This is a genomic window from Streptomyces sp. M41(2017), assembly GCF_002078175.1.
Classification (GTDB): Bacteria; Actinomycetota; Actinomycetes; order Streptomycetales; family Streptomycetaceae; genus Streptomyces.
Genome location: NZ_MWFK01000001.1, coordinates 2,236,447 through 2,250,820, shown reverse-complemented (window position 1 = coordinate 2,250,820; position 14,374 = coordinate 2,236,447). Strand labels below are relative to the sequence as shown.

At 75.2% G+C, this 14,374-nt stretch carries 11 protein-coding genes and 3 pseudogenes; 8 read left to right on the top strand and 6 right to left on the bottom strand.

Annotated features, from left to right (window positions below):
* Positions 1 to 25: 25 nt before the first annotated feature.
* Positions 26 to 370 carry a hypothetical protein gene (locus B0675_RS09905; RefSeq protein ID WP_107482770.1) on the top strand — a complete coding sequence of 115 codons (345 nt, stop codon included), beginning with the start codon at positions 26 to 28 and terminating at the stop codon, positions 368 to 370.
* Between the two features lie 89 nt (positions 371 to 459).
* On the top strand, positions 460 to 1,455 hold the full coding sequence (locus B0675_RS09900; RefSeq protein WP_081218446.1) for an NAD-dependent epimerase/dehydratase family protein: 996 nt from the start codon (positions 460 to 462) through the stop codon (positions 1,453 to 1,455).
* Positions 1,456 to 2,219: 764 nt separating this feature from the next.
* Here the strand turns inward: B0675_RS09900 and B0675_RS09895 are convergent.
* Both B0675_RS09895 and B0675_RS09890 read right to left on the bottom strand, forming a co-directional pair.
* Entirely contained in the window at positions 2,220 to 3,335 is a 1,116-nt protein-coding gene (locus tag B0675_RS09895) for a HAMP domain-containing sensor histidine kinase (RefSeq protein ID WP_107482597.1), read from the bottom strand.
* Entirely contained in the window at positions 3,332 to 4,231 is a 900-nt protein-coding gene (locus B0675_RS09890; protein WP_241539744.1) for a response regulator transcription factor, read from the bottom strand. The genes B0675_RS09895 and B0675_RS09890 overlap by 4 nt, the downstream gene beginning before the upstream one ends.
* Before the next feature lie 111 nt (positions 4,232 to 4,342).
* Between B0675_RS09890 and B0675_RS09885 the strand changes: the two genes are divergently transcribed.
* The 3 genes and pseudogenes from B0675_RS09885 to B0675_RS09875 form a co-directional block, all read left to right on the top strand.
* Positions 4,343 to 5,197 carry a glycosyltransferase family 2 protein gene (locus B0675_RS09885; protein WP_081218444.1) on the top strand — a complete coding sequence of 285 codons (855 nt, stop codon included), beginning with the start codon at positions 4,343 to 4,345 and terminating at the stop codon, positions 5,195 to 5,197.
* A gap of 23 nt (positions 5,198 to 5,220) precedes the next feature.
* The gene (locus tag B0675_RS09880; protein ID WP_081218443.1) at positions 5,221 to 6,000 is read left to right on the top strand and encodes a DUF2064 domain-containing protein; all 780 of its coding nucleotides are present in this window, start codon (positions 5,221 to 5,223) and stop codon (positions 5,998 to 6,000) included.
* Positions 5,997 to 6,983: pseudogene (locus tag B0675_RS09875) on the top strand (hypothetical protein); the annotation flags it as partial. The gene B0675_RS09880 and the pseudogene B0675_RS09875, both read left to right, overlap by 4 nt.
* Before the next feature lie 251 nt (positions 6,984 to 7,234).
* Here B0675_RS09875 and B0675_RS40490 read toward each other — a convergent pair.
* From B0675_RS40490 to B0675_RS41915, 3 genes and pseudogenes are all read right to left on the bottom strand, one after another.
* A complete protein-coding gene (locus tag B0675_RS40490; RefSeq protein ID WP_241539922.1) occupies positions 7,235 to 7,678 on the bottom strand; it encodes a hypothetical protein in 444 nt (147 codons plus the stop codon).
* Positions 7,679 to 7,860: 182 nt separating this feature from the next.
* Positions 7,861 to 8,517, bottom strand: a pseudogene (locus B0675_RS41920) (molybdopterin-dependent oxidoreductase); the annotation flags it as partial.
* Positions 8,518 to 9,081: 564 nt separating this feature from the next.
* Positions 9,082 to 9,630, bottom strand: a pseudogene (locus B0675_RS41915) (hypothetical protein); the annotation flags it as partial.
* 428 nt (positions 9,631 to 10,058) lie between these two features.
* Here B0675_RS41915 and B0675_RS09860 point away from each other — a divergent pair.
* From B0675_RS09860 to B0675_RS09850, 3 genes are all read left to right on the top strand, one after another.
* Complete coding sequence (locus B0675_RS09860; RefSeq protein WP_081221696.1) at positions 10,059 to 11,501, top strand: hypothetical protein; 1,443 nt, start codon at positions 10,059 to 10,061, stop codon at positions 11,499 to 11,501.
* Positions 11,502 to 11,987: 486 nt separating this feature from the next.
* A complete protein-coding gene (locus tag B0675_RS09855; RefSeq protein ID WP_081218440.1) occupies positions 11,988 to 12,569 on the top strand; it encodes a hypothetical protein in 582 nt (193 codons plus the stop codon).
* Between the two features lie 86 nt (positions 12,570 to 12,655).
* Entirely contained in the window at positions 12,656 to 13,051 is a 396-nt protein-coding gene (locus B0675_RS09850; RefSeq protein ID WP_081221695.1) for a helix-turn-helix transcriptional regulator, read from the top strand.
* 66 nt (positions 13,052 to 13,117) lie between these two features.
* On the opposite strand, the gene B0675_RS09845 is transcribed toward B0675_RS09850, so the two are convergent.
* The gene (locus B0675_RS09845; RefSeq protein ID WP_081218439.1) at positions 13,118 to 14,305 is read right to left on the bottom strand and encodes an NAD-dependent formate dehydrogenase; all 1,188 of its coding nucleotides are present in this window, start codon (positions 14,303 to 14,305) and stop codon (positions 13,118 to 13,120) included.
* Between the last annotated feature and the right edge of the window lie 69 nt (positions 14,306 to 14,374).

Sequence of the window (14,374 nt, the reverse complement as noted above, 5' to 3'; positions counted from 1 at the left end):
GCCGTACAGGAAGTGGCCCACGATGATGTACGACCAGACACGCGCCCAGCAGCCCCCGGACCGGCAGCCCGGCTCCTCCGGGCGTCGCGCGGCAGGCCCTGACCCCCTGCTCGGGCCGGACGAGCGGGGCGAACTCACCCAGCGGCTCAACCACGCCCTCAACACCTTCGCGCACAACCCGCGCGAGGCACTCGGAGAGGCCGAGACCGCGTTCGACGAGGCGGCCGCCCATGTCATGAGCGCCCTCACCGAACGGCGCGCCGCCCTCCACGACGGCTGGCAGGACCGGGACCCGGAGACCCAGGGCGACGAACTCCGCCAGGCGCTGCGGGAGTACCGGGAGATCACCCAGCGCCTGCTGCGCATGTGAGCCCGCCGGCCGGGCGAGGTCTTACGGAGCCGTGACGTGTCGGGCGCGGTGCCACCGCGGAACGGTCTGCCGGTCCTAGCGTTCAACGCATGCGTGTACTGGTAACCGGCGGGGCCGGGTTCATCGGAGGTCATGTCGTCGAGGCGCTGCGGGCGCGCGGGCACGAACCCGTCGTGTTCGACCTGCGGGACGGACAGGACGTACGGGACGCCGAGGCGGTCGCGGGCGCGCTCGCGGGCGTCGACGCCGTCTGCCACCAGGCCGCCATGGTGGGTCTCGGCGTGGGGTTCGGCGACGCGGTCGAGTACGTGTCGCGCAACGACCTCGGAACGGCCGTGCTGCTCGCCGCGATGGCGGACGCGGGGGTACGGCGGCTGGTGCTCGCCGGGTCGATGGTCGTCTACGGGGAGGGGCGCTACGCGTGCGAGCGGCACGGCGTGGTGCGCCCGGGGCCGCGGGCCGTCGCCGACCTGGAATCCGGGCGGTTCGAGCCGCGGTGCCCGCGCTGCGGCGAGGAGTTGACGCCGGGGCTCGTGGAGGAGGACGCGCCCGTCGACCCGCGCAACGTGTACGCGACGACCAAGCTGGCGCAGGAGCACCTCGCGGCCGCGTGGGCCCGCTCGACGGACGGTTCCGCCGTGTCGCTGCGCTATCACAACGTCTACGGTCCGGGGATGCCCCGGGACACCCCGTACGCCGGTGTCGCCTCCTTCTTCCGCTCCGCGCTGGCCCGCGGTGAGGCGCCGCGTGTCTTCGAGGACGGCGGGCAGCGGCGGGACTTCGTCCACGTGGGGGACGTGGCCGCCGCCAACGTGGCCGCGCTGGAGGCGGGTTCACCGTCCGGAGCGCTGGCCGTCTACAACACCGGGAGCGGCGACCCTCATACCGTCGGCGAGATGGCACACGCGCTGGCCGCCGCGTACGGAGGCCCCGAGCCGGTGGTGACCGGCGAGTACCGCCTCGGCGACGTCCGCCACATCACCGCCGACTCGGCCCGGCTGCGCGCCGAACTCGGCTGGAAGGCGGAGGTCGGATTCACCGAGGGGATGCGGGAGTTCGCGGGCGCGAGGTTGCAGGGGGAGTAGGCGGTACGGAGCCGGCCCCACCGGGCCGGTGGCCCCGTGACCCCGGTGGGTCCGGTGGCCCGGTGACGCCGGTGGCCCGGTGGGGACCCGATGAGACCGGTGACCCGGTGGGTCCGGTGGGTCCGGTGGCCCCGGCCGGTTCGGTAGGTTCGGTGGCCCAGTTACGCCGTGACGCCGGTGGGGCCGGTGGCCCCGTGACGCTGGTGGGTCCGATGAGGCCGGTGGCCCCGGTGAGGCCGGTTGCCCCGTGACGCTGGTGCGTCCGATGAGGCCGGTGGCTCGGTGAGGCCGGCAGGGACCCGGTGGGCCCGGTAGGTCCGGTAGCCCAGTTACCCCGTGACGCCGGTGGCCTGGTGACGCCGGTGGCCCCGTGACGTCGGTGGGTCCGGTGGCCCAGTTACCCCGTGACGCCGGTGGGGCCCGTGGCCCAGTGAGGCCGGTTGCCCCATGACGCCGGTAGGTCCGGTAGCCCAGTTACCCCGTGACGCCGGTGGCCTGGTGACGCCGGAGGCCCGGTGAGGCCGGAGGCCCCGTGACGTCGGTGGGTCCGGTGGCCTGGTGACGCCGGTGGGGCCGGTTGCCCCATGACGCCGGTGGGGCCGGTTGCCCCATGACGCCGGTGGGGCCGGTGGGGTCGGTGAGGCCGGTTGCCCTGTGACGCTGGTGGCCTGGTGACGCCGGTGGCCCGGTGAGGCCGGTGGCCCCGTGACCCTGGTGGGTCCCGTGAGGCCGGTGACGCCGGGGGGCCGGTGTGTCGTGTGGTTTCAGGCGCCCGCCGCCATCGGCAGGGTCACCTCGAAGCGGCAGCCGCCGGGGACGTTGCGGACGGCGGCCCGGCCGCTGTGGGCCTCCACGATGCCGCGGACGATGGCGAGGCCGAGGCCCGCTCCGGCGGGCGGGGTCCGGGCGTGGGTGCCACGCCAGCCGGTGTCGAAGACGCGCGGCAGGTCCTCCTCCGGGATGCCCCCGCAGCCGTCGGTGACGGACAGGACGACGCCCACGTCGGACCGTTCGGCGGTGACCGCGACGGTGCCGTCGGCGGGGGTGCGGCGGATCGCGTTGACCAGCAGGTTGCCGAGGACCCGGCTCATCTCCTTGCCGTCCACCTCGACCGGCACCTGCTCGATGCGGTCGCCGACGAGCCGCACGCCGTGCTCCCGGGCCAGCGGGTCCGCTCCCGCGAGGGCGTCGCCGACGAGGTCGTAGACGGAGACCCGGGAGGGGGACAGCGCGAGGGCGCCCGCGTGGATGCGGGACAGTTCGAAGAGGTCGCCGACCATGTCGTTGAGACGCTCGACCTCCGTGCGGATCTGCCGCAGATAGCGGTCCGGGTCCGCGGCGACCCCGTCCTCCAGCGCCTCGGACATGGCGCGCAGTCCGGCCAGCGGGGTGCGCAGGTCGTGCGAGATCCAGGCGACGAGTTCGCGCCGCGAGGTCTCCAGGGCGCGCTCGCGGTCACGGGACTCCGCCAGTTTGCGGCTGGTGGCGGCCAACTCCCGGCTGAGCGCCGACAGTTCCGCCGTCGCCGGGCCGGTCGGGGCCGCGAAGTCACCGCCGTCGCCGAAGGAACGGGTGGCCAGCGTGAGTGCCCTGCTGCGCGCCACCACCCACCGGCCGAGCAGCAGCGCGGTGGCGAGGGAGACCACGGCGGCCATGGCGACGACCGTGGTGACCACGTACAGGTCGTGCGAGGACAGGAACATCGCCCAGGCCACCACGAGCGTGCCCGCCAGCATCGCGCAGACGGCCACCGCGGCCACCACCGCGAGCGAGGCGGTCAGCGAGCGACGGCGGATCAGCCACAGGACGCCCGCCCCGCCCAGGCCCGCCGCGGCGGCGCCGAGAAAGGCGTACAGGGCCATGGCCACTATCGCGTTCACGGGCGGGCCCCTTCCTGGCGTGCGGCAGGGGAGTCCGGGTGGGCCGGGGCTGTCCGGTCGGCCGGGGCCGCGTGGTCGGCACGGGCGGGGGCCGCGCCCTCGGGGTCGGCGAAGCGGTAGCCGACCCCCCACACCGTCTGGATCAGGCGGGGATGCGCGGGGTCGTCCTCGACCTTGCCGCGCAGGCGGCGCACATGGACGGTGACCGTCGACAGGTCGCCGAAGTCCCACCCCCACACCTCCCGCATGAGGTCCTCCCGCGCGTACGCCCGTCCGGGATGCCGCAGGAAGAAGGCGAGGAGATCGAACTCCCGCAGGGTCAGCGCGAGTTCGACGCCGTCCTTCGCGGCGCGGCGGGACGACGGGTCGACGGTGAGCCCGGCGGCGTCCAGGGGGCGCGCGGCCGGGGCGGGGCGGGCCCTGCGCAGCACCGACTCGACGCGCAGGACGAGTTCGCGGGGGCTGAACGGCTTGGTGACGTAGTCGTCGGCGCCGACCTCCAGGCCGAGGATCCGGTCGTCCTCGTCACCGCGCGCGGTGAGCATGATGACCGGGACGGGGCCCTGGGCGCGCAGCCGTCGGCACACCTCCAGGCCGTCCATGCCCGGCAGCATCAGGTCGAGCACCACCAGGTCGGGGCGGTGCGCGGCGGCCCGGGCGAGTGCGGTGGGACCGTCCGCGGCCCGGTCCACGAGGTGGCCGGCACGGTCGAGGTAGCCGGAGACCACCTCGGCCACGGTCGGGTCGTCGTCCACGACGAGGACGCGGGTGGCCGCCACGCCGGGAGCGGTCTCCTTCCTCGCGGCGGTGCCCGTCCCGGACCGGACACCGGTGTCCGCGCCGGGACGCGGGCCCTCGTCGGCGCCGGTACCTGGGGATTCGTGCGGTTGCTGCATGCCTTCAGCGTCCCACCCGGGCGGGCGCGGCGCGGCTTCCCGCCACCGACGTCCGAGTTTCGTAAGGTCCCGAAGTCCGGTATATCCCTTTCGCGTTCGTAGGGTGAGGCCGTGACGACCTATCCCGTACCGAACCCGGACGTCGACGTGGTGCTGCCCTGCCTCGACGAGGCCGGCGCCCTGCCTTGGGTCCTGTCCCGCATTCCGCCCGGCTGGCGGGCGCTCGTCGTGGACAACGGCTCCACCGACGGCTCCGCCGAACTGGCCCGTGAACTCGGGGCCACCGTCGTACGCGAGGAGCGCCGCGGGTTCGGCGCCGCCTGCCACGCCGGCCTGACCGCGGCCACGGCGGACATCGTCTGCTTCTGCGACTGCGACGGCTCCCTCGACCCCGGTCTGCTCCGGCCGTTCGTCGCCGAGGTCCTGGCGGGCGAGGCCGACCTCGTGCTCGGCAGGCGCAGGCCGCGGGAACGCGGCGCCTGGCCGCCGCACGCCCGCGCGGGCAACGTCGCGCTGGCCCGCATGCTCCGGCGCCGGACCGGCCTGCGGCTGCACGACCTCGGACCGATGCGTGCCGCCCGCCGTGAGGCGCTGCTCGGACTGGGACTCACCGACCGGCGCAGCGGCTATCCGCTCCAGATGGTCGTCCGCGCCGCCGACGCCGGCTGGCGCGTCACCGAGCACGACGTGCCGTACCTGCCGCGCACCGGTGTCTCCAAGGTCACCGGGACCTGGCGCGGCACCTGGCAGGCCGTCCGGGACATGAGCCAGGTGCTGGCCGAACCGCCGGTGTCCACCCCCGGTACGGCGGCCGCCCGGTCCACCGGCGTGCCCGCCCAGGCCCCGCCCGGCGCCGACGCCCCGGGCCGTACCCCGGTGCCCGCCTCGGCCACCGCTCCCCCACCGGCGCCGGCCCCCGTGTCCGCGTCGGCACCCGCATCGCCCCGAGGAGGATCCGTCCAGTGAGCCCCGCACGCCCCGCAGGTCCCGTGGACCCTGCGTGTCCCGAGAGCCCCGAGGGCTCCGAGAGCGTCACCCTGCTCGTCATCGCCAAGGAGCCGCTGCCCGGCAGGGTCAAGACCCGGCTCACACCGCCGTTCACCCCCGAGGAGGCGGCCGCGCTCGCCGAGGCGGCCCTCGTCGACACCCTGCGCGCGGTGGCGGCGACGCCCGCGCGGCGCCGGGTGCTGGTCCTGGACGGAGCGCCCGGTGCCTGGCTGCTGGACGGCTTCGACGTCGTACACCAGTGCGCGGGCACGCTGGACGAACGGCTGGCGGCGGCGTTCGCGGGGTGCGACGGGCCCGCGCTGCTCGTCGGCATGGACACCCCGCAGGTGACGCCCGAGCTCCTCACCGTGGACTTCACCGGCTGCGACGCCTACTTCGGGCCGGCCGAGGACGGCGGCTTCTGGGCGCTGGGGCTGGCCGAACCGGATCCGGCCCTGCTGCGGGGCGTACCGATGTCGACGGACACCACGGGTGCCGTGCAGCGGGCGCGGCTCGTCGAGGCGGGGCTGCGGGTCCGGGACCTCCCCCGGCTGCGCGACGTCGACACGGCACCCGACGCCACGGCGGCGGCTGCGGCGGCACCCGGCGGGTCCTTCGCCGCGGAACTGACGCGCCTGCGCGGCCCGGCGGCTCCAGCCCTGCCGTCCCCGGCACCGGCTCCGCTCGCGGTTCCGAGCCCGCTTCCGGGTCGGGTCCCGGCGCGGGACACCAGGGTCCAGGACACGGCGCGCGCGACCGTCGGACGGGGTACCGCCCGATGAGCGCCGCCCGCGGGACGACCCCGCCCGGTGTGACAGGTCCCCGAAGGCCCCGACCGGTCCCGGAGATCGCCACGCCCGGGCCCGAGACGGCCCGGGGGACCGAGGTCCGGTCCGGAGCGGAGCCCGGGGCAGGTGCGGGGGTCCCGGCCCGGACGGAGGCCGCGTCCGCCACGGCCTCCCGGCCGGGGACGGTGCTCGCGCCCGGGAGGGAGGCAGGGCCGGAGCCGCGAACCCGGACCGGAACGGACCCCCGGATCGGCCGAGACTCCCACCCGGCGTCGACGCTCCCGTCCGGGAGCACGGACCCCGGGGCCGCGGCCGGGACCCATGCGCCGGCGGAGGACGTGAGCCGCCCGGAGGCCAGGTCCGCGACGGGCTCCCGTCCCGGGACGGCGCTCCCGCCCCGGAGGGAGGCCGCGTCGGACTCGGGCCGTCCCGCCGGGGTGGGAGCCGGGGGCGATCCTGGAGTCCGGACCCGGGCGCATACCGGTTCCCGGTCCGGGGCCAGGGTCGGGGGAGAAGGTGCCGGTGGTGAAAGGGCCGGTGGTGAAAGGGCCGGTGCTGAAGGGGCCCGCTGCGGGGGGCGGTCCTGGGCCGCCGATCCTTATGCGGACGCCCTCGGGGCCGAACGGGGGCCGCTGTTCCTGCGGCGCACCGACGGCTGGCTTCTCCCGCTGGAGGTGGAGCGCTGGTGCGCCCGCGCCGACGCCGTGGACCTCCAGGTGCTGGCCCACTGCGAGGGCACCGTGCTCGACGTGGGCTGCGGGCCGGGCCGGCTCGTCGCGGAACTCGCCGCCCTCGGGCGGCCCGCGCTCGGCATCGACGTCAGCGAGGCCGCCGTCGCCCGTACCGTGCGGCTCGGCGGCCAGGCCCTGCGCCGGTCGGTCTTCGAGCCGCTTCCCGGCGAGGGACGCTGGGGCACCGCCCTGCTCGTCGACGGGAACATCGGCATCGGCGGCGACCCGGCCGCCCTCCTGCGCCGTACGGCCCAACTGCTCGCTCCCGGCGGGCTGCTGATCGCCGAGACGGTGGCGGGCGCGGACGTCGACGAACGCGTCGATGTGCGGATCGTCAGCGCGGCGCACCCCGGCGACGCCGGGAACGACGCGGCCCGCGAGGACGCCGACGGGCTGGAAGGCGGCCCGTCCGCCGACCGGGCCGCCTTCCCGTGGGCCCGGGTCGGCACCCCGGCCCTGCTGCGCCACGCGGTCCCGGCCGGGTGGCGCACGGTCGCTCAGTGGGAGGCCGGCGGCCGCTCCTTCGTGGCGCTGCGCAACGGTCCCGGACGGGGCGGCCGCAGCGACCGCAGGACGAGCAGCAGCGCCGACCCCGCGAACAGCGCCGCCGTGATCAGCAGCCAGTGGGCCAGGAAGCTGTCGCCGGGCAGGGCGGTGGCCGACCGGTAGTGGTCGGCCACCTGGCCGCTGATCAGCGGGTACCAGATCAGCAGCAGGAGCCCGGCGAAGGCCGCCGGAACGCGGACGTACATCGTCAGGTTCCGGCGGCCCGTCGCCTTCAGCGTCTCCGACACGACCCGGTCCGCACCCGCGTACAGCGGCACGAACACCAGGTCGTGCAGGACGGCGGCGCCGACGAACCAGAGCGCCACCTTGAACCAGTCCCCCTGGAGCAGCCGCACCGCCGCGTAGGCGGCGAGCGCGAACGTGAACGCCAGCATCAGGAGTTGGAAGGGGCTGCCGATCACCTCCCGGGGCGTCACCGGGCGCCGCTCCGGCAGCCGCGTCCTCAGGCGCCGCCCCCGCGCCGCGGCACCCCGTCGCAGCGCGTCGAGACGGCGCCGCATCGGGGGCCGGCCTCGCGTCCCGCTCTCCTCGCCCATCCCAGGCCTCCGTCGCGTCATCACAGGGCCCCGAACGTCATCCGGGACACCCACTTGGTGTTCAGCACACCGGGCGCGGCGGGGACGATGATCCGCGCGGGGTAGCCGTGGTCGGGGGTCAGGTCGGCGCCGTTCACCGACAGGGCGAGCAGGGAGAGCGGGTCGCGGACCTGGTTGTACCGCAGCGCCGCCACCCGGAACGCCCCCGCCCGCTGGAGCGACTCCACGACGACGTCGGGAGCGGTGCCGGTGTCGTAGCCGACGAGTTTCGCGAGGTCCCGCAGTCGTACCCCCCGCCACGCCTGGTCGGACGTCGACCAGCCCTCGACGCAGGCGATGGGCAACGCCGATCCGTGCAGGGGGAGTTCCTGGAGCTGAGCGCGGCTGAGCCGGACCGTGCGTCCGTTGCCCGCGACGACCAGGCGCCACGCGTCCGCGCCGGTCTCCTTCGGGTCGATGCCTCGCGACGCGGCCGTCTTGTTGATCTGGAAGGCGCCGGGTCCGGAACCCGGTTCGGGGCCGCCGTGCGGGGCGAGCAGCGCGGTCTCGCGCACCGGCGCGTCGAAGCTGTGGCCCACCGTGGTGGCGGCCAGGAGGAGGGACCCGCCGCCGACGAACGCGATGGCCCCGCGGCGCGAGACCGTGGGCGGCAGCGGGTCGGGGGAGATCAACTCGTCCTCGGGACGCGCCGGTTCACCGGCCGCCGGAGCCGGAACGGACTGCCCCGGCACTCGGTCCTGGCCGCCGCGCGGCCTCTCCTCCCCGCGCGCAGCCCCCGCGGACGCCCCCGGCCCACCTCCACCAGCCGCGCCACCGGACACGGCGCCGCCGCCACCCGGCGCGCGACCCGCGTCGCCGGGCACCGGGCCCGAACGGTCGGACAGGGAACCCGGCTCCACGGGCACGGCACCGGACACGCCGGGGTGCGGGCCCGGAGTGCCGGCCGAAGGACCCGGCCGCCCGGCTGCCGAAGCCGGTCCCTCGGGTGCCGCGCTCGTCCGGTCGGAGGCCGGTCCCGTCCGGTCGGAAGCCGGTCCCGGCGAACCGCCCGGGCTCCCGGACACCGGGCCCGGCCCGTCAGCCGCCGAACCCCGGTCGCCGGACGGCGCCCCCGGGCCGTCGGTCGTCGTGTCGGACGACCCCGGCACCGCGGCAGCCCCCTCCGGCGATGCCGCGTGCTGCCCGCCGGACCGTTCCGTGTCCGCCCCCTCGGGCCACGCGCCCCGGCGGCGCATCCCGCCCAGGTTGCGCAGCGCCATCGGCACGCGCAGGACCGCGTGGGTGACGAAGGCGGCGATGAAGACCCAGGCGCCGTAGAAGTGCAGCGTGTAGAAGGAGCCCGGGAAGATGTAGTCGAGCTGGATGTTGAGCACGCCGGTGACGAACTCGAAGAGGGCACCACCGACGAGCAGCAGGAGCGACAGCCGTTCCACGGCGTGCGCGAGCGAGCGGGCCGGCGGCAGCGCGAACAGCTTCGGGACGACCGACCACAGCTTCGCCAGCAGCACCGGGATCAGCGTGATGCCGAGCGTGACGTGCACGCCCTGCGTGAGGCGGTACAGCCAGACCGGATGGGTCGGCCAGGAGAACAGGTAGAACCCGAGGATCCCCTTGTCGGGGGTCTTGTCGTTCACCGCCGCGAGGTTCGGGTTGTAGGCGGCGTACGACAGGAGTCCGGTCACGAACATCACCGTGATGCCGACGAGCAGCACCACGCCGAGCAGGGAGGTGAACCAGGGACCGCGCAGCGGACTGCGCCAGAACGCGGGTGAGGAGGGGGACCGTGGCATGCCCCGACCGTAGGCCGCGGGGACCCCCCGAACGGGTTCTCAAACCATGACGAAACTCTGACGTCCACCCCTGTCACGGCTCTCTCGGGGGCTGTCCGGCCTAGCGTGCGAGGGTGAACCGCGATCTTCCCCGCGACATCCCCGGCGACCTCCCCCGCGATCTGCTCGACGACCGCCAGGGAGGCGTGTCCCGCGCCCCGTCCCCGGTCCCCTCCCCGGCTCCGCCCTCGTCCGGGACCTCCACCGCGGATCCCTCCCCGGATTCCCCGGACGCTCCGGATGTCTCGGACACCCCGGACGCCGCGGACGTCTCGACGGGTCCCGCACCGGGCGCGGCTCCGGCCGGGTCCCGGGGCGTCGCGCGGGCCCTGGCCGCGGCCGGTTCCCGGGTCCGGGCGCGGGCCCGCTCCGGTGAACTCTCCGGCGCGCTGCTCGGCGACCGGCCGCGGCAGTCCCGACGCGACCTGGCGGTCGCCGTCGCCGCCGCGCTGCTCGTCGCGACGGCGGCGGTCGTCGGATACGTCATCGAGCACAGCGACGGCACCCTGTTCGTCAGTGCCGCCCCGCTGTACGGACGTTGGGGCCCCCACGTCGGACCCGGTACCGCGGCCGCGATCGCCGTCGCCGTCGCCGTCGTCCTGTACGGACCGTCCCTCGCCGCCCGGCTGCCCTGGCGGTGGCTGCTGCCCGCCGCCTGGGGCACGGGAACGGCGTGGACGTTCTCCCTCGCGCTGATCGACGGCTGGCAGCGCGGTGTGGCCGGACGCCTCACCGCACGGTACGAGTACCTCCAGGTCATCTCCCCGGTGAACCGTTTCCACGACATCCCGGCAGCCCTGCGGGACTTCACGCACCACATCCTGATCCACTCCCCGGGCCACTGGCCCGCGCACATCGCCGGGCATCCGCCGGCCGCCACGCTCACGTTCGTGTACCTCGACCGGATCGGTCTGGGCGGCGGGGCCTGGGCGGGGGTCTGGTGCGTGACCGTCGGCGCGACGGCGGCGGCGGCCGTCCTGGTCACCGTCCGGGCCCTGGCGGGCGAGGCGCTCGCCCGGCGGGCCGCGCCCTTCCTGGTCCTCGCCCCGGCGGCCGTCTGGATGGGCACCTCCGCGGACGGCTACTTCGCCGCGGTCGCCGCCTGGTCCGTGGCCCTCCTCGCCCTCGCGGTCACCGGCCCCCGGCCCCGCGCGGCCGGCCTCGCCTCCGGGCTCCTCCTCGGACTCACCGCGTATCTCTCGTACGGGCTGACCCTGTTCGCGGTGATCGCGGGCGCGGCGGTACTGCTCGGCTCGCGGTCCCGGCTGCGTCCGCTGCCGTTCGTGCTGGCCGGACTCGCCGTGGTCCCGCTGGTGTTCACGCTGCTCGGCTTCAACTGGTGGGATGCCTATCACCTGTTGGTCACCCGCTACTACGAAGGAGCGGGCGGCGTCCGGCCGTACGGCTACTGGGTCTGGGCGAACCTCGCCTGCACGGTGCTGATCGGGGGCCCGGCGACGGTCGCGGGCCTGCGCCGGGCGGGGGTGACGACGGTACGGCTGGCCGCGGCGGCCCTGCGCCGTCCGGCGCCCCCCACCGCGCCGCCCGCCCCCGGTCCCCGGCCCGGCACCGCCGACGGCACCGGCATCGCGACCGGCGCCGGCACTGGTTCGGCCGCTCCCCGGCTCGCCGTTCTCGTCGTCGCCGCGTCGATCGCGCTGCTGGCCGCCGACCTCTCCGGGATGAGCAAGGCGGAGACCGAACGCATCTGGCTGCCGTTCGTCCTGTGGATGCTCCCGGCGTGCGCGTTCCTCCCTCGCCCCCGCGCCTGGCTGATCGCGCAGGCCGCCCTGGCCCTGCTCCTCAACCACCTGCTGCTGACGGGCTGGTGACCGCCCGGGCCGGGTGAGCGGGGAGGAACGGGAACGGGCCGGCCCCAGCAATCCGGGACCGGCCCGCCCAGCGCACTCCGCCAGGCGCAGGGCCGAGGCCACCGTGAACGCTTCCCCGGAGCCGGTGGCCGCGGGAAGGACGGTCACGGCGCGGCTCCGCGTACTCCATCGTGAGGACGGCGAAGTCCGGATCCACCGGAGCGCCGAGGACCACCGTCACGGCGAACGTCGACGGCTGTTGGCGCGGGATGTTCGCCGGCACCTCCACCACGGGCCCGTCGGATCACGTCGACGAAGTCGCTCGTGGACGGGGCCGTGTGCCCGGCGGTCGGCGGGTCTGCCCGTGCGGTCAGCGGCCGGCCCGGCCGCTGACGTGAACCGGACGGCCCTCCCGTGCGTCCCCGTACCGGTCGCGCGCATCGCCGCGACCGGCCGGCGGTGGACGGGGAGGACCGGATGGGTGGGCGAAGGAGCATCAGGGGGACCGTGGGCGTCGTGGCGGCGAGTGCCGTCGCGCTCGTGGCGATCCCGGGGGCGGCGGTCCAGGGCGCGACGGCGGCCGGGGGGCCGGACGCCGGGCCGGCTCTCGCGTCGGGGCGTACGACGGAGTGTGCCGGCACCCGGCCGGCACGCAGCCTGCCGGGGCCGGGACCCGCCGTGTACCGGGTGCTCGACTACGCCGAGAAGCGCGGCGCCACCCGCTTCCGGAACGTCTTCACCGGCTCGTCGGTCGACCAGGGCCGGCGGACCGCCCACGTGTACCGCATCCCCTCCCGGGCGTTCGACGCGGACGTCTGCTCCCACGCGGAGAAGGGCGTCCGGGTGCGCCTGCATGCCACGGACGTCAGCGGGGTCCGGCTCGCGGCGCTGGTCGAGCGGGTCGGTGACGACATGGGCCGCTGGAACGGCCGGTTCGAGCTGCGTGAAGTGGCGCCGGACCCGCGGGGGTTCGTGTACTTCGGCGTCGACGACCCGGCGGCGGCCGAACCGGTCCTGCGCAAGGCGTTCGGACCGTTCTGGGCGCGGCACATCATGGTGCGGTACGCGGCGGAGTCCTCGGCGCTCTGACCCGTCTCCGACCTGTTCGAACGGGGTGTGTGACCTTCCCGGGCCCGGCTTGCAGGGGCGTGGACCACCTGCCTATGGTCGCGCGTATGCAGTCCTACACCATCGGCCAGGCCGCCCGGCTTCTCGGGGTGAGTCCCGACACCGCCCGGCGCTGGGCCGATGCCGGGCGGGTGACCACGCATCGCGACGAGGGCGGCCGGCGGCTCATCGACGGCCGCGACCTCGCCGCGTTCTCGGTGGAGCTGGCCAGGACCGGCGGTGAGGACGGCGTCCCCTCCCACACCTCCGTGCGCAACGCGTTCCCCGGCATCGTCACCGCCGTCAAGCTCGGCGACGTCGCGGCCCAGGTGGAGATCCAGGCGGGACCGCACCGGCTGGTCTCCCTGCTGACCCGCGAGGCCGTCGAGGAACTGGGCCTGGAGGTCGGCATGGAGGCCACCGCCCGGGTCAAGTCGACCAACGTGCACATCGACCGGACCTGAACCGGGTCCCGGTCGGGTCCCGGTCCGGTCCGGACCCTGCCCGGGGTCAGGGGAAGGCGGCCCTGCTCAGGACGTGCTCGTGGTCGTCGTCGAGGTGGTCGTGGTCGAGTACGAGTGGGCCCCCGTACCGGCGAGCGCGCCGCCGTCGACGATCAGGTACTCGTCGCGGATCGGTGTGCCGTCCAGCCAGGACTCCAGGATCTCCCGGGTGCCCGCCGCGTAGCGGGTCTGCGCGGAGAGCGAGGAACCCGAGATGTGCGGGGTCATCCCGTGGTGCGGCATGGTCCGCCAGGGGTGGTCGGCGGGGGCCGGCTGCGGATACCAGACGTCTCCCGCGTACCCGGCCAACTGGCCCCCGCGCAGGGCCCGGTCAACGGCGTCCCGGTCGACGATCAGGGCGCGCGCTGTGTTGATGAGGTAGGCGCCGCGCTTCATCGCGCCGAGCAGTTCGTCGCCGAACAGGCCCTCGGTCTCCGGGTGCAGCGGCGCGTTGATCGTGACGACGTCGCAGTGCGGGGCCATGTCCTCGGCGGACGCGTGGAAGGTGAGCCCGAGCTCCCGCTCGACCTCCTCCGGCAGCCGGTGCCGGTCGGTGTAGTGCAGCTTCACGTCGAAGGGGGCGAGCCGTCGCAGCACCGCGAGCCCGATGCGCCCGGCGGCGACCGTCCCGACGTGCATGCCCTCCAGGTCGTACGAACGGGCCACGCAGTCCGCGATGTTCCAGCCGCCGTCGAGCACCACCCGGTGGGAGGGCAGGTAGTTGCGGACCAGGGAGAGCGTCATCATCACCACGTGCTCGGCGACGCTGATGCTGTTGCAGTAGGTCACCTCGGCCACGGTCACGCCGTGCTCGATGGCCGCGTCGAGGTCGACGTGGTCCGAGCCGATACCGGCGGTGACGGCGAGCTTCAGGTTCTTGGCGGCGGCGATGCGCTCGGGAGTGAGATAGGCGGGCCAGAACGGCTGCGAGATCACGACGTCCGCGTCCGCGAGCTCACGGTCGAACACCGAGTCGGCGCCGTCCTTGTCGGAGGTGACCACGAGGGTGTGACCGCGCTCCTCCAGGAAGCGCCGCAGGCCGAGTTCACCGGTCACGCTGCCGAGCAGGCTCCCCGGGGTGAAGTCGGTGCCCTTCGGGGTGGGCGTGGTCTGGCCGCCGGGGTAATGGTCGATGACGGGCAGGTCGTCCCGGGCGTACGTCGTGGGGTATCCGTCGGTCGGGTCGTCGTACAGCACGCAGAGCACCTTGGCCATGACGCGGCTCTCCTCAACTCCGTTGTTCGGAAGGTGCTTTCCACCATCCTCGGGGCCGAAGTCGCTGGT

Bases quoted from the DNA above. Each gene is read 5' to 3' on its own strand.
- B0675_RS09905 (WP_107482770.1), top strand. From the start codon at position 26: ATGTACGACCAGACACGCGCCCAGCAGCCCCCGGACCGGCAGCCCGGC.
- B0675_RS09900 (WP_081218446.1), top strand. From the start codon at position 460: ATGCGTGTACTGGTAACCGGCGGGGCCGGGTTCATCGGAGGTCATGTC.
- B0675_RS09890 (WP_241539744.1), bottom strand. From the start codon at position 4,231: ATGCAGCAACCGCACGAATCCCCAGGTACCGGCGCCGACGAGGGCCCG.
- B0675_RS40490 (WP_241539922.1), bottom strand. From the start codon at position 7,678: ATGCTGGCGTTCACGTTCGCGCTCGCCGCCTACGCGGCGGTGCGGCTG.
- B0675_RS09850 (WP_081221695.1), top strand. From the start codon at position 12,656: ATGCAGTCCTACACCATCGGCCAGGCCGCCCGGCTTCTCGGGGTGAGT.
- B0675_RS09845 (WP_081218439.1), bottom strand. From the start codon at position 14,305: ATGGCCAAGGTGCTCTGCGTGCTGTACGACGACCCGACCGACGGATAC.